General features: G+C 69.5%; 14 protein-coding genes. 8 read left to right on the top strand and 6 right to left on the bottom strand.

The window, feature by feature from the left end:
• Nucleotides 1-8: 8 nt before the first annotated feature.
• Nucleotides 9-1070 (bottom strand): ABC transporter substrate-binding protein, encoded by a 1062-nt coding sequence (locus tag ACZ1DY_RS09865; RefSeq protein WP_465484134.1) that lies wholly within the window; start codon nt 1068-1070, stop codon nt 9-11.
• Nucleotides 1071-1286: 216 nt separating this feature from the next.
• On the opposite strand from ACZ1DY_RS09865, the gene ACZ1DY_RS09860 reads away from it, so the two are divergent.
• Nucleotides 1287-2807 (top strand): sensor histidine kinase, encoded by a 1521-nt coding sequence (locus tag ACZ1DY_RS09860; protein WP_465485632.1) that lies wholly within the window; start codon nt 1287-1289, stop codon nt 2805-2807.
• Here the strand turns inward: ACZ1DY_RS09860 and folP are convergent.
• Nucleotides 2804-3670, bottom strand: a complete 867-nt coding sequence (gene folP / locus ACZ1DY_RS09855; protein ID WP_126737369.1) for a dihydropteroate synthase — start codon at nt 3668-3670, stop codon at nt 2804-2806. The two genes, ACZ1DY_RS09860 and folP, sit on opposite strands and share 4 nt — an antisense overlap.
• 237 nt (nt 3671-3907) lie before the next feature.
• On the opposite strand from folP, the gene ACZ1DY_RS09850 reads away from it, so the two are divergent.
• Together ACZ1DY_RS09850 and ACZ1DY_RS09845 are read left to right on the top strand one after the other, a co-directional pair.
• The gene (locus ACZ1DY_RS09850; protein ID WP_465484133.1) at nt 3908-5068 is read left to right on the top strand and encodes a glycoside hydrolase family 88/105 protein; all 1161 of its coding nucleotides are present in this window, start codon (nt 3908-3910) and stop codon (nt 5066-5068) included.
• 144 nt (nt 5069-5212) lie between these two features.
• A complete protein-coding gene (locus ACZ1DY_RS09845; RefSeq protein WP_465484132.1) occupies nt 5213-6217 on the top strand; it encodes a winged helix-turn-helix domain-containing protein in 1005 nt (334 codons plus the stop codon).
• A gap of 171 nt (nt 6218-6388) precedes the next feature.
• On the opposite strand, the gene ACZ1DY_RS09840 is transcribed toward ACZ1DY_RS09845, so the two are convergent.
• Both ACZ1DY_RS09840 and ACZ1DY_RS09835 read right to left on the bottom strand, forming a co-directional pair.
• Nucleotides 6389-7960 carry an alkaline phosphatase D family protein gene (locus ACZ1DY_RS09840; protein WP_465484131.1) on the bottom strand — a complete coding sequence of 524 codons (1572 nt, stop codon included), beginning with the start codon at nt 7958-7960 and terminating at the stop codon, nt 6389-6391.
• Nucleotides 7961-8003: 43 nt separating this feature from the next.
• On the bottom strand, nt 8004-8660 hold the full coding sequence (locus ACZ1DY_RS09835; RefSeq protein ID WP_219145448.1) for a hypothetical protein: 657 nt from the start codon (nt 8658-8660) through the stop codon (nt 8004-8006).
• Between the two features lie 143 nt (nt 8661-8803).
• Here ACZ1DY_RS09835 and ACZ1DY_RS09830 point away from each other — a divergent pair, with 143 nt between their 5' ends.
• The 4 genes from ACZ1DY_RS09830 to ACZ1DY_RS09815 all read left to right on the top strand — a co-directional run bounded on the left by ACZ1DY_RS09830 (nt 8804) and on the right by ACZ1DY_RS09815 (nt 15931).
• Complete coding sequence (locus ACZ1DY_RS09830; protein ID WP_465484130.1) at nt 8804-11755, top strand: AfsR/SARP family transcriptional regulator; 2952 nt, start codon at nt 8804-8806, stop codon at nt 11753-11755.
• Nucleotides 11756-11861: 106 nt separating this feature from the next.
• Complete coding sequence (locus ACZ1DY_RS09825; RefSeq protein WP_465484129.1) at nt 11862-13088, top strand: hypothetical protein; 1227 nt, start codon at nt 11862-11864, stop codon at nt 13086-13088.
• A 143-nt stretch (nt 13089-13231) separates the two neighbouring features.
• Nucleotides 13232-14617 carry an FAD-binding oxidoreductase gene (locus ACZ1DY_RS09820; protein ID WP_465484128.1) on the top strand — a complete coding sequence of 462 codons (1386 nt, stop codon included), beginning with the start codon at nt 13232-13234 and terminating at the stop codon, nt 14615-14617.
• A 93-nt stretch (nt 14618-14710) separates the two neighbouring features.
• Entirely contained in the window at nt 14711-15931 is a 1221-nt protein-coding gene (locus tag ACZ1DY_RS09815) for a glycoside hydrolase family 88 protein (RefSeq protein WP_465485631.1), read from the top strand.
• Nucleotides 15932-16017: 86 nt separating this feature from the next.
• Here ACZ1DY_RS09815 and ACZ1DY_RS09810 read toward each other — a convergent pair whose 3' ends face one another.
• Entirely contained in the window at nt 16018-16500 is a 483-nt protein-coding gene (locus tag ACZ1DY_RS09810) for a DUF4396 domain-containing protein (protein ID WP_371878899.1), read from the bottom strand.
• A gap of 270 nt (nt 16501-16770) precedes the next feature.
• On the opposite strand from ACZ1DY_RS09810, the gene ACZ1DY_RS09805 reads away from it, so the two are divergent.
• Nucleotides 16771-17787 carry an autoinducer 2 ABC transporter substrate-binding protein gene (locus tag ACZ1DY_RS09805; RefSeq protein ID WP_371878870.1) on the top strand — a complete coding sequence of 339 codons (1017 nt, stop codon included), beginning with the start codon at nt 16771-16773 and terminating at the stop codon, nt 17785-17787.
• Nucleotide 17788: 1 nt separating this feature from the next.
• On the opposite strand, the gene ACZ1DY_RS09800 is transcribed toward ACZ1DY_RS09805, so the two are convergent.
• Entirely contained in the window at nt 17789-19009 is a 1221-nt protein-coding gene (locus tag ACZ1DY_RS09800) for a DUF6923 family protein (RefSeq protein ID WP_465484127.1), read from the bottom strand.

The raw sequence follows: 19009 nt of genomic DNA, 5'->3' as shown, positions 1-19009 counted from the left end.
CCCTCCGGTCACTTCGTCAGCCCGGGCGCGTTCACGCCGGGCTTGCCCTGCTCTTCGAGCACCGCGTTGAGCGGGCCGAAATCGGCGAACCCCTTGAGGTCCACCGCGGACTTCACCACGCCCGCGGTCACCGAGTCCTGCGCGAGCTGGCTGAAGGTCGACGCCACCGGGTCGATGCCGAGTTCGATACCGGAGAACGCGCGGTCGAGAACGGCCTCGCTCAGTGTGCTGCCCGCGAGGGCCTTGAGCTCGCCGTTGACGACCTTCTTCGCCTCGGCGGGGTTGGTCTTCGCCCACTCGATGGCGGCGAGTTCCCCCTTGAGGATGGCGGTGACGGTCTCCGGGTGCTGCTGCAGGAACTCGCTGCGGACGATCACGACCGTGGTCGGGAACTTGCCTTCCGGCCACAGCGTCTTCTCGTCCAGCAGGACCTTCGCGCCCGCGTCGAGCACGAGCCGCGAGGACCACGGCTCCGGCAGCCAGCCGCCGTCGAGCTCGCCCTTCTTGAAGGCGTCGAAGGTCTTCGGGTTGTCGAGGTTGGTGATCTTGACGTCGGGCAGCTTCTTTTCGGCGATGAACTTCTTCAGCGCGACGTCCTGGGTGTTCGCCAGCGACGGCGTCGCGATGTTCTTGCCGGTGAGCTGCTCGGGCGCGGTGATCTCGGGCTTCACGACCAGCTGCGCGCCGCCGGTGACCGCGCCGGAGACCAGCTGGATGGCGCCCTTGGACTTGGTGAAGGCGTTGATGGCCGGGCCGGAGCCGATGAACGCGATGTCGAGCGAGTTGCCGAGCAGCGCGTTGACCTCTTCGGGGCCGGCGTTGAAGGTCTGGGTGGTGAGCTTCGTCGAGCCGAGCTCCTTGGCGAAGAAGCCGTTCTTGGCCCCGATCAGCGCGGGCGCGTGCGTCACGTTCGGGAAGTACCCGACGCGCACCTCGGCCGCGGCTCCCTGGCTCTTCTGCTCCGCCGGGGCGGTGCCGCTGTCCGCGCGTGAACATCCCGCGATCCCGCCGGCCAGTGTCAGGGCGGCGAAGGCCGCGGCCAGCAAGCGGGTTCTGTGGTGGGTGCGCACGGAAGGTCGCCTTTCGGAGGGTACGACTCGGCTCGGGTGGTGGCGCGAGAGTCGCATGTTCACCCGCGTACCTGCATCGCCATCCGAATGACGGGAAAGATGCTGAGAATCCTTGACACCAGGCGGAACTGTTGTTCCACATTTCAGGACCGGTGTAACGGATCGGGCCGAACGGGCGAATCACGCTTAGTGGTGACGCACCCTCGTACCGTCGCGATGGCGGGCGTGCTGACCGCCGGGATCGGGATGGGCGTCGTCGCGTCGACGCTCAAGATCGCCGACGGCACGCACACCGTGCTCGACACCACCCTGTCCACGACGACCGGGTTCCTCTTCCTCCTCGCCGGCGCCGTCGCGCACGTGCGCCGCGCCTCGAACCCGATCGGCCTGCTCATCGCGCTGGCCGGGCTCGCGTTGTTCACCGAGGACCTGCAATTCGCCGACGAACCGCTGGTGCACACGGCCGGCCTCGCGCTGTCGGCCGCGTCGAGCCCGGTGATCGCCCATCTCGTGCTCGCCTTCCCGCACGGGAGACTCCGGTCGCGCTTGGAGCGGTTGCTCGCCCTCTCCGCGTACACCGTGGTCTTCGGGTCGGCCGTCCTCGGCCTGCTGGTCAACGACGATCCGCGGAACCTCGCCGCCGTCGCCGCCTCGCCGGAGGCCGAACAGCTGGTCAAACGGCTGCTGGAACTGGTCGGCGCGCTGATCGGTGGCGGGGTCGTGGTGGTGCTGCTGTATCGCTGGCTCACCGGGCGGATCCCGCAGCGGCGGCTGCTCTCCCCCGTCCTCGCGATCGCCGTCGTCGGCGCGGTGAGCACCACGATCGGCAGCGCGCTCGGCTCCGGGCACCCGCTCGCCGAACCCCTGCTGGACGTCTACCGGATCTCGTTCTGCCTGTGGCCGCTGACGTTCCTGATCGGCGTGCTGCGGGCGCGCGTCGGCAACGCGGAGATGATCCGGCTCCTGCTGGAACGCGACGGCACCGGGCTGGCCGCGCTCGTGCAGGACGACGAGGTGTGGAAAGACAGCCGGTCGATCGACGCGCTCAACGCGGCCGCCGGGCTGGTGCTGGACAACCAGCGGCTCGCCGCGGAGCTGGAGGAGCGCCTCGTCGAGGTCCAGGCCTCCCGCGCCCGCATCGTGGCCGCCGCCGACGACGAACGGCGGCGGGTCGAGCGGGATCTGCACGACGGCGCACAGCAACGCCTGGTCAGCGTCGTCCTGCTGCTGCGGATGGCGGAGCGCCGGCTCGGGGACGAACTCACCCCCGCCGTCGCGACACTGCTGAGGAGCACCATCGACGAACTGCAGGCCACGGTCACCGAACTGCGTGAGCTCGCGCGCGGGCTCCGCCCCGCGATCCTCACCGAGGCCGGGCTGATCCCCGCGGTCCGGTCGCTGCTGGACCGGGTCCCGCTCTCCGTCGACCTCGCGGGCGCGGACGTGCCGCGGCTCAGCGGTGCCGTCGAGGCGACGGCGTATTTCGTCGTCTCGGAGGCGGTCACCAACGCCTTGAAACACGCGCGGGCGGGGGAGGTCCGCGTGTGCATCCGTGTCGAGGACGACGGCCTGCGGGTGGACGTCCACGACGACGGCACCGGCACGGCCGACCTCGGCGGCGGCTCCGGGCTGCACGGCCTCCGTGACCGGGTCCGCGCGCTCGGCGGTGAGCTGACCGTCGCGAGCGAACCCGGCTCGGGCACCACGGTTTCGGCCGTCATCCCCTTGGACGGCTAGGCCAGCCCGCGGATGGCGCGTGACGGCGGCCGCGTCCCTTGGATGGACGCGACCATCTCCAGCACCTGACGCGTGCGCCGCACCTCGTGCACCCGGAACACCTTCGCCCCCTCGGCCACCGCCCAGGCCGTCGCGGCGAGGGTGCCGTCGACCCGCTCCGCGAGCTCCACGCCGAGCGTCTCGCCGACGAAGTCCTTATTGGACAGTGCCATCAGCACCGGCCAGCCGGTGTCGGCCAGTTCCCGCGCGTGCCGCAGCAGCGCCAGGCTGTGCCACGTGTTCTTGCCGAAGTCGTGCGTCGGATCGATCAGCACCCCTTCTCGCGGGACGCCGAGCGCGACGACGGCTTCGGCGTGCGCCGTCGTCTCCGCGACGACGTCCGCGACGACGTCCGGGTAGCGCACCCGGAACGGACGGGTCCGCGGAACGGCGTTCCCGGTGTGCGAGCAGACGTAGCCGGTGCCGAACTCGGCGGCGACCTCGGCCAGTTTCGGATCGGCTCCCGCCCAGGTGTCGTTGATCAGGTCGGCACCCGCCTCCGCCGCGCGCCTGCCCACCTCGTGGCGCCACGTGTCGACGCTGATCACCAGGCCGGGGTGCAGTTCGCGGATCCGTTCGACGAACGGGACCACCCGTCGGATCTCTTCCTCGACGTCGACCTCCGCGCCGGGGCCCGCCTTGACCCCGCCGATGTCGACGATGTCCGCGCCGTCGGCCACCGCCCGGTCGACGGCGGCGAGCGCGTCCGGATCCGAGAAGGTCGCCCCCCTGTCGTAGAAGGAGTCGGGGGTGCGGTTGACGATCGCCATGACCAGGGCGCGGTCCCGGGCGACGCGGCGCCCGCGGAAGGTCAGCTCGTTCACGCACCGATCGTAGGCGAGCGGACGCTCGCCCGGTGAGTACCGCCCATCGGGACCGTCCCGGCGACCGGGAGCGCCCATTCGAGTGGCGTATCTGATATATGACGTAAGAGATCGGATCTCTCTTGACTCGCCGTCGAAACCGCGGGTAGACGTTGTTCAGCCGGGATGGCGACGGACGGCGGATCGGCATCCCGGTCACTCACTCCCCCGGTTCCCCCGGCGCAGGAAGGGCCTCGAATGTCCCCAGATCCTCTTCGCGCGGCACGGCTTTCCCGGCGCACGGTGCTGGCGGGAACCGCGGGCGCCGTCGGTGCGCTCGCCCTGCCCGGCGTGGCCGCCGCGGCGCCGGTGGATTGGTCGCGCGCCGTCGTCGACTCGACGATGAAGCGGCACACCCCGGCCACCCTCGGCGGCTGGGGCTACACCCGCGGGCTCTACCTCTACGGCCAGTACCTGGTGTACCAGCGCACCGGCGAGAAGTCCTACCTCGACTTCATCCTCGCCTGGTACGACAGATTCGTCACCGAAAGCGGGATTTCCAACAACTTCACCAATCTGGACGCGATGCGCTCCGGGCAGATGTTCCCCTTGCTGTACACCGAAACCGGTCAGGCGAAGTACAAGACCGCGGCGGACCAGTTGCGCGCCAGGTTCCCGTCCTATCCCCGGACGTCCGACGGCGGGATGTTCCACGCCACGAGCCGGGTCGGGCAGCTGTGGGCGGACGGCGTGTACATGGCGCAGCCGTTCCTCGCCCTGTACGGCAAGACCTTCGGCGATGCCGCCTACTGCTACGAAGAGGCCGCGAAGAACGTCAGCGTCTACTTCGACCGGCTCAAGGAGCCCGCGAAGGGCCTGCTCTACCACGCCTACGACGAAGACGGCTCGGAACCGTGGGCGTCGGGCCCCGGACGGCATTCGAAATTCCACTGGGGCCGCGCGATCGGCTGGCTCGGGATGACCGCGATCGATCTCCTCGAAATCCTGCCCCGCGACCATCCGCGACGTCGTCGTCTCGTCGACGTCGTGAAATTCCTCGCCGCGGGGTACGCCCGCTGGCAGGACCGGGCTTCGGGCCGCTGGTTCCAGGTCGTCGACCGGGGCGGCGACAAGGACAACTGGCTGGAGACCTCGGCTTCGGCGATGTACACCTTCCTGCTCTCCCGCGCGGTGGAACGCGGCTACGTCGGCGCCGAGTACCGGCCCGTGGCCGTGAAGGGGTATCGCGGGGTCTTGTCCCAGGTTTCGACCGGACCCGACGGAACGACCGACATCTCGAACATCTCCGAAGGCACGAACGTCGGGGACACGGCGTATTACTACGCACGTAAACGCAACACCAACGATTTCCACGGTCTCGGCGCGTTCCTCATCATGAATGAGCAACTCGCCCGCTGAGGACGCCGCATCGGCCGAAGGGCGCTTTCCCCGCTTCCGACCTGGGGAAAGCGCCCTTCGGTCGTTTCGCGGGCGGATTCCGGGTATTGACCCGAGGCGCTAACATCGCGTGCTGCGACGCCCACTCCCAGGAGGGACGACCGGATGCGCGAGACGCCGCCCCCGGCTTCTTATACCCGGCTCGAACTCGGTGACACCAGCACGATCCCGGTCGGTGTGACGGTTTCCCCGCACATCTCCCTGGTTTCGATGCTCGTCGAGGTCGTCGGCGGGTACGACCGCGGCCTGCCCGCCGCCTGGCGTCGTCAGGTGGGTTCGGCGATCCCCGAGCAGGGCTACCGCGCGGCGAGCTCACTCGCCCGCCGCGGCACCTCGGTGCAACCGGACTTCATCGTCCCGATCAGTCCCGGTGAGGACTCTTCCGCCGCGGCCCAGGCGGAAATGCTGCGCGAGCTGACGGAATCGGACGTCCTGAAAGGCCTGGAGGAGGTCTTCGGCGACCGGGTGCCCGCGCAGTGGCGGCAGGCCGCCGACCATCCGAGACGCTGGGCCGCCTCGCTCGCGGACGCCTTCACCGCGACCAGGCTGGCGACCGAAAACCTCTGGGCCAAGGCCCGTCCCCTGCTCGACCGCGAGATCGAACGGATCGGCGTCGCCTCCGTCCGTGGCGGGACCGACGCGGTGCTCGGCCTGCTGCGGCCGCATTTCCGGTTCAGCAACGGCTGTCTGCTGCTGCCCGACGCCGAGCCGGCGAAGTACGCCGTCCGTGGCCGCAAGCTGATCCTGGTCCCGATGCTCGCGGGCAGCCGCTCGGTGGTGTCCAACTTCGACGAAGAGGACGCCGTCTGGATCGGCTACCCGCTGCCGGGGCTCGACGGCCTGCTCGACAGCGGCAAGGCCGAACCGGCCCCCGGCGTCGACGGGCTCGACCTGGTCGTCGGCGCCCACCGCGCGAAACTGTTGCGGCACCTGGGAAAGCCCGCCCGGATGGGCGAGATCGCGAATCTGCTGTCCTGTGCCGCGAGCACCGCGACCTACCACTGCGAACAGCTCGTCTCGGCGGGGTTGATCCAGCGGCACCGCGAGGGCCAGGTGGTACTCGTGGCCCGGACTCCTCGCGGTGACGCGCTGGTGGATCTGCTGTCCTGACTCAGGTCACCCGGCACGTTGCGAAAGCCACTTTCGCAACGTTGAAGGTTGCGAAAGTGGCTTTCGCAACGCTGCTCCCGCCGCCCTCGTGCCGCCGCCCCCGGTGTCGCGAAAGCCACTTTCGGGACACCTGATGTCTCGAAAGTGGCTTTCGCGACACTCCCCCAGTCGCTAAACCCGCTGGAGCCCCGGCTTCCCCGCTTCGACGACGTACGAACGGTCCGCGGCCAGGACCACCTTCGAGAAGTCGTACTCGCTGGTGTCCGAAACCGTCATGAAGTCCGCCCGCATCTGCGTTTGCGACGCCGTCACCCGGACATAACCGCGCTTTCCCCGGCAGTACTTGATATGCGGGTTGTGCGACAGCCACGTCGACGACGGATCGGTCGCGGTGTCGCTGTTGCTCGTGACCGAGGTCGTCACCAGTTCCGAACCGAACACCGGGTCGCTGTGGTTGAAATAGTCGCGGCGCAGGTCGGCCGCCCAGTGCCGGTGGACGTCGCCGGTCAGCACGATCGGGTTCGGCACCTTGCGGTCCACGATGCCCTTCGCGATCCGGTCTCGGGAAGCCTCGTAACCCTGCCAGGAATCGGGGCTCTCACAGGTCGCCTTGTTGCCGTCGCCGTCACGAGTGGCGAAGAAGACCTGCTGGCCCAGGAAATCCCACTTCGCCGGGTGCGTCTCCAGCGCCTTCAGCAGCCAAGCCTCCTGCGTCGTGCCCAGGATGCTGCGCGACGTCGAACGCATGTCGGTGCACGACGGGCCCGTCGTACCGGACGGATCGGTCACCTGCGCGTTGCGGTACTGGCGCGTGTCGAGCATGTGGAACCGGGCGAGGTTGCCCCAGCCGAACTGCCGGTACAGGCGGATCGACGCGCCGCTCGGCTTCGCGGTGGACCGGATCGGCATGTTCTCGTAGAACGCCTGGAAACCGGCGGCCTTGCGCTCCGCGGTGGCCGGGCTGGTGGTGCCGTTCCAGTTGTTCATCACCTCGTGGTCGTCGAAGACCACGACCCACGGCGCCATCGCGTGCGCGTTCTGGAGGTCGGCGTCGGTCTTGTGCTGGGCGTGCCGCGCGCGGTACTGGGCCAGCGTCGTCACGTCCTCGGTGAACGCCAGCCGGCGCGGATTCCGGTCGGCGGCGGCGCGGCCGGACTTCCGCTCGTACATGTAGTCGCCGAGGAACAGCACCAGATCCGGGTTGTCGGCGAGCATGCCCTTGTACGAGTGGTACCAGCCTTCCTCCCAGTGCTGGCAAGAGGAGAAGCAGTACTTCAGCTGGTTCACCGCGGCACCGGCGGCGGGCGCCGTCCGCGTCCGGCCGACGGGCGAGATGTGGCCGCTGGTCTTGAACCGGTAGAAGTATTCCCGTCCCGGCTCCAGTCCGACCGGTTCGATGTGGACGCTGTGCCCGGAAGCGCGGGCCGCGGTCACGGTCCCCCTCTGCGCGATCGAGGAGAACGCCTGGTCGTTGGCGATCTCCCAGTCCACTGTGTACGAAGCGTCCGGCATACCGCCGAAACCGTCGGGGTTCAGCGGGGCGGGAGCGAGCCGCGTCCACAGCACGACGCTGTCCGGCAACGGGTCACCCGACGCGACTCCGAGCTGGAACGGGTCGTGGATGGCGGGCGCCGCCGCCAGCGTTCTCGCGTTCGCCCACGAAGGCACCGTCGACGACAACGCCGCCGCCGAAACCGCCGCGGCCCCACCGAGGAGTACCGCACGCCGATTCACCTGGCCCATGAAAATTCAACCTTTCGAAGTGGGGAAAGAACGGGGAGGGATTTCACGCGGCGTAATCGGTGATGCCGCCACTACAGGCTTCGAGCGCCGGATTGGCGGCGGCGTCGGCGACGCAGACCTTGTAATAGACCCACGATCCCTTCGCGACCGGCACGGCCTTGTCGACGTGGGTGCCGTTGCCGCCGGAGGCCCAGACGTAGAACGGGCCGGCGCCGCCCTTCAGCCAGTACGCGACGACGGCGGACTTGCCGTCGGCGTTCCGGTCGTAGACCAGGAAATGCGCGTCCGACGAGCGGAACTGGCCCTCACCCGCGCAGACACCGGTGGAACATTCGGCACTGCCGGAACCGACTCCGCAGTCGGGTGCGATCCGCTGGTCGGAGCCGGTGTAGACGTAGCTGTCGGAGATGTAGCCGCCGAGCGCGGGGACGTAGTCCCACAACGTCGTGGTGCCCAGCGGACCGGTGACCGAGGTCCCGACCGTCTGGCAGTCGATGGTCACCGTGGCGCCGTTGGCCACCGTGCGCACCGCGGTCGCGGAGGTGCTCGGGGCGCGGCGGACGTTCAGCGGGTCACCCGCCGTCTTCACGGTCCCGGTGGCCGCGGCCAGTGCGGGAGTGGCTCCGGCGAGGCCCAAGGCGCCCGCCGTCACCAGCACGAGAAAGAAACCGGCGAGCCGCCGGACACTTGAACGCTTCATGACCGCAGCGTCGACCGGCGTCGTACACATCACGTACAAACGCCGACCGCTGTCTGCACATGCATGCGAATGGATCTAGCCAACCATGGCGGGACGGCAATATTATCGGCGGATATGGGGCTCCTGCCGTATTGGCGGTTTAGGTGACTATTCTCGGGTTTCGCGTTCTCGGTCCGCTCGAAGTGGCGGTGGACGGGCAGGTGGTGCCGCTCGGCGGGCCCAAACCCCGGCTGCTGCTGGCCGCTCTCCTGCTCCAGCCCAACGTCGTCGTCTCCACCGAACTGCTGATCGAGGTCCTGTGGCCTTCGTCGGCGCCTCGTTCGGCGGCGGCGAACATCCGCACCTACGTCCATTCGCTCCGCAAACGCCTCGCCGACCACGACCCCGAACTCGGGGAGCGCATCGGAAGCCGGGCATCCGGATACATCCTCAAGGCCGCACCCGACGAGATCGACCACATCCGCTTCGGCGAGTTGGCCGCCCGCGCGCAGGACGCGCTCGGCCACGGGGAAGCCGAATCGGCCCTCGACCTGCTGGATCAAGCGGAAGCGCTGTGGCGCGGGGAAGTTCTCGAAGGCCTCCCCCACGATCATGGCTGGGGCGCGACCGTCGCCCGGCTGACGGAGCTGCGGCTCGCGGTCCAGGAACAGCGGCTTCGGGCGAGGATCGAACTCGGCCGGACCGCCGAGGCCGTCGCCGAGCTGCGCGGCCTGGTCACCGAACACCCCCTGCGCGAAGAGCTCTGGCAGCAGCTGATCGTCGCGCTGCGGGCCGACGGCCGCACGGCCGACGCGATCGAGGCCTACGAAACGGCCGAAAAGGTGCTCGCGGAGGAACTCGGCACCGAACCGGGCCCGCGGCTGCGGGAACTGCGGGCCTCACTCGTCCTCACGCCGTCCGCGACCCAGGACGCGGTGGCCGCCGCCCTCACCGTGCCGATGACACCGGTCTGCCAGCTGCCGCTGGACCTGCCGGACTTCACCGGCCGCGACGAGGTGGTCAGCGCGCTCGTCGGCCTCTTCCACGAGCGTCGCACCCAGGGAAAGCCCGCGATCGCGGTGCTGTCCGGGGCGCCGGGGATCGGCAAGTCCTCCGTCGCGATCCGGGTGGCGCACGCGGTCCGCGACGACTTCCCGGACGGTCAGCTGCACGTCGACCTCGCCGGGACGTCGTCCTCGCCCCGTCCCCCGATGACCGTTCTCGCCGAGTTGCTCCGCGCGCTGGGGGTTCCCGACGCGGGGCTGCCGCGTGATCTCCCCGAGCGCGCGGCGTTACTGCGGTCCCGGCTCGCGACCCTGCGGATGTGCGTCGTCCTCGACGACGCCGGCAGCGCCGCGCAGGTCCGCCCGCTGCTGCCCGGCGCGGGTTCCTGCGCGATGCTGATCACCAGCCGGATCCGGATGCCGGATCTGGCCGGGGCGACTCCCGTCGACGTCGACCTGCTGCCCGAAGCCGACGCCGCGAAGCTGCTCGAAGGCATCGTCGGCACGGAAAGGGTCGCGGCGGAGCCGGAGTGCGCGACCGCGATCCTGCGCCACTGCGGATATCTGCCGCTGGCGATCCGGGTCGCCGGGGCGAAGCTGACCCACCGGCCGGGCTGGACGTTGCGCGTACTGGCCGACCGGCTGCGCGACGAAAGACGAAGATTGGACGAACTCCGCGTCGGCGATCTCGCCGTACGGGCCAGTGTCACGCTCAGCTACGACCTCCTCCCGATGTCGGCGGCGACCGCGTTCCGCGGCCTCGGCGGGCTCGGGTCGGTCCAGTTCCCCGGCTGGGTGGTCGCGGCCCTGCTCGGCCGTACGCATGGTGAGGACGTCCTCGACGTGCTGGTGGACGCCCACCTGGTCGAGCTCAGCGGCTCGGACGCCACCGGCGAGCCTCGCTACCGCCTGCACGACCTGTTGCGGTGTTACGCCCTCGAACTCCGCGCGCAGGACGTTCCGCTGAAGGCGCGCGACGCCACGAAACGGGTACTGGAGGGCTATCTCGCGCTCGCGGTCGAAGCCGCGGACCGGATGCCGATCCATTTCTTCGGGCTCTACCGGGACGACACGGCCGTCCAGCCCGTGCTGCCGCCGGGCACCGCGCATCTGATCGAGGATCCGGCCGCGTGGTTCGCCGCCGAGCGGCACACCTGTGTCGCCGCCGTCTCGCTCGCCGCCGATCTGGGCTTCGACTCGCTGGCCTGGCGTCTCGCCGCCGCGCTGGCGCCGTACTTCGACCAGCGCGGTCACCAGGACGACTGGATGCACACGCACGCCGTCGCGCTGGCCGCCGCCCGCCGGTCCGGCGAGGTCCGCGGCGAGGCGATCATCCAGCGCAACCTCGGGCAGATCCAGCTGTACCAGGACAGCTACGCCGAGGCCCTGGTCGCGTTCGAGCAGTCGCAACTGCTGTTCGACAAGATCGGCGACACGCGGGGCGCGGCGATCGCGCTGGCCGGGCTCGGCACCGTGCTGCGGATCAAGGGCGAGGACACCGTCGCGCTGGAGCACTGTCACGCGGCGCTCGACCAGTTCTCGGCGGCGGGCGATCCGCACGGCGAGGCCGTCGCGCGGATCGCGATCGGCGCGGTGTGGCTGGCGCGGCGCCGGTTCGCCGACGCGGAACGCTGGTTCACCGAGGCACTGGAGCAGTCCGCCCTGATCGGCGACCGGCACCGCGAGGCGCACGCGTTGAAACGGCTCGCCATGCTGCGCCAGCACCAGGGCAACCTCTCCGGCGCGCGGGAGCGGGTCGACCGTGCCATCGCGATCTTCAACGAACTCGGCGACGACCACTGCGTCGGCTACGCGAACCAGAATCTCGGCGAGCTGTATCTGCACAGCGGAGACCTGGCCCACGCGCAACTGCTGCTGGTCAATTCGCTGAGCGTGCACCGGCGCAACGGGGACCGCCGGTCCGAGGCCGAGGTGTCGCAGTTGCTCGGCGAACTGCACGAGGCGCTGAGCCAGCCCGAGCGGTCGCGGACGTATTCGGAACGCGCGCTGGCGTTGTGGCGGGAACTCTCCGCGCGCCCACAGGAATCCGCGCTCGCCTCGCGTCTTCAGGAGGCGGCCGAAGCGTCGTACGACGATTCCGCGAGCGCCTGAGGTTCACCCACCGCAACCAGGTGCCGACTAGCTTTTGTATCGATCGTGTACAGGCCCCAGCGAAGCTCCCTTCGTAGCAACCGAGAGTGCTCGAAGGGAGACCGGAATGGTCCGGACCGTTAAGGCCCGCCGGGTGATGGCGGCCGTCCTGGCCGTGGGGGCGGTCACCGCCTTGGCCGCCAGCCCCGCGAACGCGGCGCCCGAAGGCAGCTGGCGCGCCGATCTGTCCACTGTGGACGGAGACGACGTCAACGTCCGCAGCGACGGTGGCGTGCTCAGCCTGGAAAACGCCGCCTGGCACAGAAAACCCGACTCCGTCGGCAGCCAGGGCTACCTGCTGCTCGCCGAGCAGAAGCTCGGGAAGCCGGTCAACCGCGTCACCGCGCAGGTGACCGCCGACGCGCCGAAGGGCACCGAGGTCGAGGTCGACGTCCGGGGCAAGCTCAACTCCCAGGACTGGACGGAGTGGACGCCCACCGAGGGCGGCGCCGCCCAGCTGTCCGCTTCGGTCTCCACGGTCCAGGTCCGTATCGGACTGCGCACGGTGACCGACGGCGTGACCGCGAAGGTCAGCGACGTCACCCTTCAGGGTGAGCTCGGCCCGCAGACCAACGCGATCGGGGCGGCCGCCGCCGCGCTGACGTACCGGGTCTACGGCACCCGTGAGGGCCTCGTCGGCGGCACCACCGCCAACGGCCACGTGATCAAGTCCCGCGACCACTTCGTCGCCCTCCCCTCGGGCCGCGGCCTCGCGCCGAAGAACACCGGCAACTACACCGTCCGCGTCTGCCGCACCGACAACAGCCGCTGCGAGTACGCCCCGGTGTGGGACGTCGGCCCGTGGAACACCAAGGACGACTACTGGAACCCGTCGGCCACCCGCCAGATGTGGAAGAACCTGCCGCAGGGCAAGCCCGAGGCGCAGGCCGCGTACCAGGACGGCTACAACGGCGGCAAGGACGAGTTCGGCCGCCGGGTGGCCAACCCGGCGGGTATCGACCTCGCGGACGGCACCTTCTGGGACGGCCTGAAGATGACGGACAACGGCTGGGTCAACGTCTCCTACCTGTGGACCGGCTCCGGCCCGACCGGCGTCATCAGCACCGCCGGCGACCCGATGAACGTCCGGGCCTCGGCCAGCACCACCGCGGCGATCAAGGGCCTCGCGGCGAACTACGCGAAGGTCAACATCGAGTGCTACGTCGAGGGCGAGACCGTCACCGGCAAGTTCGGCACCAGCAACGTCTGGGACCGGATCGGCCCGGGGCACTACGTCTCCGACACCTACGTGCAGACCGGCTCGGACCTGCCGGTGGCGCCCAAGTGCTCGTGACACTCCCCTGATCGCGAAGGCCCGGCGTACCCCATAACGCCGGGCCTTCGCCCTTTCGTCCGCCCTTTCGCCCACGCGGACGGACCTTGGGCGTTGCCTGCCGCTCAGAGACCGTGCGGTAGCCACGACCTGAGGGGGTCCGCATGAATCCGCCCGAAACGACCACGCTGCGCGAAAAACTGTCCGGCACGGTGGTCACCGCCGCCGATCCGGGTTACGACGCCGCCCGCGCCGTGTGGAACGGCGACATCGACCGGCGCCCGGCGGTGGTCGCCGAATGCGCCACGCGCGAAGACGTCGTCACCGCGCTGGCGTTCGGCCGCGACAAGGGACTCGAGATCACCGTGCGCGGCGGCGGGCACAGTTTCAGCGGTTCCGCCGTCGCCGACGACGGTCTGGTGATCGACCTCGGCGGGCTGCGCCGGATCACCGTCGATCCCGGCACCCGCACCGCGCTGGTCGGCGGCGGCGCGCTCTGGGCCGACGTCGACGAGGCGACGCAGCGACACGGGCTCGCGACGGTCGGCGGCACGGTGAGCGACACCGGCGTCGGCGGCCTCACCCTCGGCGGCGGTTTCGGCTGGCTGACCGCGAAACACGGGCTCACGATCGACAATCTGCTCTCGGCGGAGGTCGTGACGGCCGACGGCCGGATCCTGCGGGCTTCCGAGGCGGAGCATCCGGATCTCTTCTGGGCGCTGCGTGGCGGGGGCGGGAACTTCGGCGTGGTCACGGAATTCGAGTTCCGGCTGCACCGCGTCGGCCTCGCCGAGGTCGGGCTGTTCTTCTGGACGCTGGCCGACGCGCCCGAGGCGATGCGCTTCGCGAAGGACGTGATCGCGTCCCTGCCGTCGGGCACCGGTTCCATGCTCGTCGGGCTCAACGCGCCACCCGCGCCCTTCGTCCCGCCGGAGCTTCACCTCGCGCCGGGTCTCGCGCTCGTCGTCGCCGGCTTCGACGGTCCCGAACGGCACGCCCGGCTGGTCGAGCGGATCCGGGGCGGCCTGCCCGCGGCATTCGAACTCGTCACGCCGATGCCGTACGCGGAACTGCAGAAACTGCTCGACCCGACCGCGCCACGGGGAATCCTCGCCTACGAGAAGTCGCTGTACGTCGCCTCGCTGTCCGAAAAGGTCATCGACGTGATCGCCGCGCGCCTGCCGGACAAGGCATCGCCGACGACCGTGCTGCCCATCGTGCCCCTGCAGGACACATTCTCGACGGTGCGCGAAGACGCGACCGCGTTCGGCGGGCCGCGGACGCCCGGGTTCGTCGTCGGGATGGCGGCCACGGCCCCGACACCGGAACTCCTGGCCGCCGACCGCGTCTGGGCGCGGACGCTGTGGGAGGAACTCCTGCCGCATTCCAGCAACTACGGCGGCTACCTGAACTTCATGAACGAATACGACGAAGACCGGGTGCGCACGGCGTTCGGCGCGGAGAAGTACGCGCGGCTGGCCGGCATCAAGGCGGCGTACGACCCGGACAACGTGTTCCGGCACAACGCGAACATCCGTCCCGCTGAGTGAGCCTTTTATTCACAACCATGAACGGTCTTCACAATCCCGTCATCGTCGTGCGAAACTCCCGTGACGCATTTCCCACTACGAATGGCGGGCATTGTGAGCGTTTCCCGGCGAACCCTGTTGACCACCGCGGCCGGTGCCGCCGTCGCGGCGACGTCGATCACCCCGGCCGCCGGAGCGGCCGAGGAAACCACCGACAGCCTAAGGACTTTCCGCCGAACGGCCGATTACGCGGTGACGAAATTGCGGGCGGTCGCACCCGGCGTGACGGCCTTTCCGGAGATCACCCGGTTCGAGAAATGGACCTATTCGCAGAACGGCGGCTGGATCGGCGGATTCTGGCCGGGCACTTTGTGGCTCGCCTCCCTCTACAGCGGCGATCCGCAATTCCGCACCCTCGCCATGGCGTCGGCGGAAAAGCTCGCGCCGCGTCAGTACGAGACGCGGGACCACGACCTCGGATTCCTATTCTATCCGTCGTGGGTGACCGGCTGGCGGCTCACCGGCGACGAGAAATGGCGCACCGGCGCGCTCAACGCCGCCGCGTCGCTCATCCAGCGCTACAACGAAAAGGGGAGGTTCATCCGGGCGTGGGGCGCGCTCGGCACGCCGGGCAACGCCGGGCGGGTCATCATCGACACGATGATGAACCTGGATCTGCTGACCTTCGCGAGCAAGCAGACCGGTGACCGGAAGTACCTCGACATCGCCGTCTCCCACGCGAAGACCACCGAACGGGTCTTCCTGCGCCCGGACGGCTCGACGCCGCACGTGTTCGACTTCGATCCCGAAACGGGCGCCGAGATCGGGCCGAACACCGTGCAGGGTTACAGCCCGGCGTCCTGCTGGTCGCGCGGACAGGCCTGGGGGATCTACGGGTTCACCACGATGTACCGGCGTTCCGGCGACCCGCTGTTCCTGCGGACCGCGCAACGCCTGGCCGACTTCGCGCTGCGCGCCCTCACCCCGGACAACGTGCCGGTGTGGGACTACCTCGCCCCGCAGACGCCTCACGACATCAAGGATTCCTCCGCCGGCGCGGTGATGGCGTGCGGCCTGCTCGACCTGGCGAAGGTCGCGAACCGGCCGCACTACCGCGAGGCGGCGATCCGGATCCTGACCGCGTTGTGCGACACCTGCCTGACCACCAAGTCCACCCGCGCCGAGGCGATCGTGGCGCGCGGGACGCGCAACCGCCGCGCGGAGGACGGTGTCGAGGTTTCGTTGCCCTACGCCGATTACTACCTGCTGGAGGGTCTTCTGCGGGTGCTGATGCCGAAGGAGATCGACAAGGCGATCGACCTGTCGAGCGTCTGAGCCGGCCTTCGTGGCGTTGCGAAAGCCACTTTCGCAACCTTCAACGTTGTGAAAGTGGCTTTCGCAACCCACCTGGTGGGCAGCGCTCAGTGCGCGTGGTGGCCCTCGTGACCACTGTGCCCCTCGTGACCACTGTGGTCACCATGCCCGCCGTGGTGCGCGTGGACCTTCGCGTGCCCCAGCCCGCGCCCGATCATCCACTTGTTCACCGGCACCGTCAGCACGAACGCGACGGCCAGCGCGAACGCCAGCGCGCCCCAGAACAGCAGGCTCGCGAGCCCCGCCTCCATCGCACCGGGCACCACCAGCATGACCCCGTTGTCGACGATCTCCATGACCGCGATCGACACCGTGTCGGCCGCCAGCGCCACCTTGAGCGCGGTGCCGAACGGCAGGCCCGACTTCAGCACGCCGCGCATGGTCAGCGCGTAACCGAAGACGAAGGCGAGCGCCACCGCGAGGATGATCGTCGCCACGTTGCCGAGGCCGAGCGCCGTGCCGATCACCATGCCGAGGACCTCACCGATCGCACAGCCGGTGAGGCAGTGCAGGGTCGCCGACGCCGCCATCGACCAGCTTGCTCCAGGACGTGTCTCGTTCATGCGGGAAACCATACCCCCCACCCGTATAGATCGCGCAGTGACCCCCGTCTCGCGATCGCTCAGCGTCACCCCCATAGGCCGACCCGGTAATCAACCCAGGTCGATGAACTCACTTCCGTAACCCTTTGCGCTCATCCGGTTGACCGGGGTAACCGACGACCCCTAGTTTCGCCGGAGGTCTCCACCGCGCGTAGACCGATCGGCTGGTTCAGGTAGTTCCGTGACTATGGGGTGGAGATGCGAGGGCCGACGAAGACGCTCGTCGTTGCCACTGTGCTCGCTTGGGGCATGGTGTTCGGGCTGACCGGCTGCGGTGGTGAAGAACCCGCGGAGACGGCGGCGAAGCCGATCCGGATCGTGTTCGTGCCGAAGGTCGCGGGCATCCCGTACTTCGAGGCGATGAACACCGGCGGGCAGGCCGCGGCCAAGCAGCTCGGGGTCGAATGGGCATCGACCGGTCCGGCCACGGTGGACCCCGCGGCGCAGGTCTCCATCGTGCGCGGCCTCGTCGACCAGCAGGTGGACGTCATCGCGATCGCGCCGAACGATCCGAGGACGATCGCCCCCGCGATCACCGAGGCGCGGGCCAAGGGCGTCCATGTGATCACTTCGGACACCGACGCGCCCGGCACCGATCGCGAGCTCTTCGTCAACCAGGCGACCCCGGAGGGTATCGGCAAGGCGCTCACCGACGCACTGATGAAGAAGATGGGGAACGCGGGCAAGTACGCGATCGTCTCCTGCGGCGAGACCGCCGAGAACCTCAACGCGTGGATCGCCGTCCAGCGGACGTATACCGCTACGGAGTACCCCCATGCGCAGCTCGTCGAGACGGTCTACGCCGGCGAGGACAAGGACAACGCCACCGCGCTGGCCAAGGGGCTGATGGCCAAGTACCCGGATCTCACCGGACTGGTCGGCGAGTGCACGACGTCCGCGCCAGGGGTCGCCGAGGCGGTGCGGTCGCAGCAGAAGATCGGCCGCGTCTTCACCGTCGGCGTCGGGACGCCGCAGGCGATCAAGCCGTACCTGCTGGACGGTTCCGCCTCGCTGTCGGTGCTGTGGAACGTCGAATCGCTCGGCTACCTCACCGCGTGGGCGGGCAAGCAGATCGCCGAGGGCAAACGGCTGAGCCCGTCGAACAAGGTCAACCTCGAACTGCCCGCGATCAAGTACGAGGAGGACAGGAAGACCGTGCTCCTCGGCGACCCGCTGCTCATCACGCGCGAGAACGTGGATCAGTTCAAGTACTGACTCACCGGCCCCGCCGGACGGCACCCGCGGCCGCACCGCCGCCGAGGATCAGCACCAGCGCGGTCAATCCCCACCGCCGCTTCTCCTTCGTGCGGGCGAGGGAATCGGTCTCCGCCGCCTCCTTCCGCTCCCTGGGCGCGGCCGAACGAGACGGTTTCGGCGCGGGAGCGGGCGGCGGGACCACCTGAGGCGCGGGAGTCGGCGCCGCGCTCGACGACGGCGTCGGCGAAGGGCTCGGTGACGACGACGGACTGGGCGAAGGCGTCGAGGACGGGCTGGGGGAAGGCGTCGGAGTCCGAGTGGAGGAAGGCGTCGGACTCGGCGTGGGTGTCGGAGATGGCGTGGGCGTCGGCTTGGGCGGTTCCGGCTTGGGCGGCTCGGGCTTTGGTGGTTCGGGCGCGGTGAGGCAGCCCGCGGCGTCCGAACCCGCCAGCGGCGGACCCGAACGCACCACGGTCACCTGCCCGCTCCGGTCGAGGCGATAGAGGACGCTGCGCCCGCCGATCCGATTCGCCATCGCGTACAAAGCGCCGTCACGGCCGAGGACGACGGAGCCGTAGACGTCGGCGGGCGGGAAACGCGCGTCTTCGGCTTCTCGGACCTTGCCGGACGCCGGATCGATGGTGATCACGGCGCCCTTTCCGCGCCAGGTGGTGGACACGCCGTAGAGCAATCCATTGTGGTACGCGAAATCGTTGACATCGTGGGCGAGCGTGATCGGCCGCAGGAACACCGTCCTGACGATCCGCAGGTACCGGTCCCCCGGCGACAAGTCCACTGTGTACAGTGTGCCGTTCCTGAGCAGGTACCAGGAATTCCCGCCGATCGCGCCGGCGGTCACCCCGGCGACAGGGCTCCACACCGGCAGCCGGTTCCCCGCGCGGGTGATCGGGCCGAGATCCTGGGTCTTGCCCTCACGGTCGATCGTCACCGCGTGCGTACCCCGGCCGAGCCCTTCCGCGACACCGAAGACGAGGTTCCGTGTCGCGGAGTAGCCGAGCGCGTTGAGGCGGTAACCCGGCTCGGTCACCCGCGAAGTGGTCCCCGATCCGACGTCGAGCCAGCGCAGCTTCGACTTCCCGTGCGACCCGGTCTCCGCCTGCACCACCAGGCAGGATTCGGCGGCGCGCGCGGCCATCGGGGTCAGCAGTGCCGACGCGCCCACCAGACCGGCGACGGCCACCGTCGCCGCCGCCCGCGTCAGCCGGTCCACTGTGCTCAC

This window comes from Amycolatopsis sp. PSD-21, assembly GCF_055561455.1.
Note: the sequence above shows the minus strand (reverse complement) of the source record. Positions and strands in the feature narration are given on the sequence as shown.

Coding starts and splice junctions, on each gene's coding strand:
- ACZ1DY_RS09860 (WP_465485632.1), top strand. CDS start 1,287: ATGGCGGGCGTGCTGACCGCCGGGATCGGGATGGGCGTCGTCGCGTCG.
- ACZ1DY_RS09850 (WP_465484133.1), top strand. CDS start 3,908: ATGTCCCCAGATCCTCTTCGCGCGGCACGGCTTTCCCGGCGCACGGTG.
- ACZ1DY_RS09845 (WP_465484132.1), top strand. CDS start 5,213: ATGCGCGAGACGCCGCCCCCGGCTTCTTATACCCGGCTCGAACTCGGT.
- ACZ1DY_RS09840 (WP_465484131.1), bottom strand. CDS start 7,960: ATGGGCCAGGTGAATCGGCGTGCGGTACTCCTCGGTGGGGCCGCGGCG.
- ACZ1DY_RS09835 (WP_219145448.1), bottom strand. CDS start 8,660: ATGAAGCGTTCAAGTGTCCGGCGGCTCGCCGGTTTCTTTCTCGTGCTG.
- ACZ1DY_RS09825 (WP_465484129.1), top strand. CDS start 11,862: ATGGTCCGGACCGTTAAGGCCCGCCGGGTGATGGCGGCCGTCCTGGCC.
- ACZ1DY_RS09820 (WP_465484128.1), top strand. CDS start 13,232: ATGAATCCGCCCGAAACGACCACGCTGCGCGAAAAACTGTCCGGCACG.
- ACZ1DY_RS09810 (WP_371878899.1), bottom strand. CDS start 16,500: ATGGCGGCGTCGGCGACCCTGCACTGCCTCACCGGCTGTGCGATCGGT.
- ACZ1DY_RS09805 (WP_371878870.1), top strand. CDS start 16,771: ATGCGAGGGCCGACGAAGACGCTCGTCGTTGCCACTGTGCTCGCTTGG.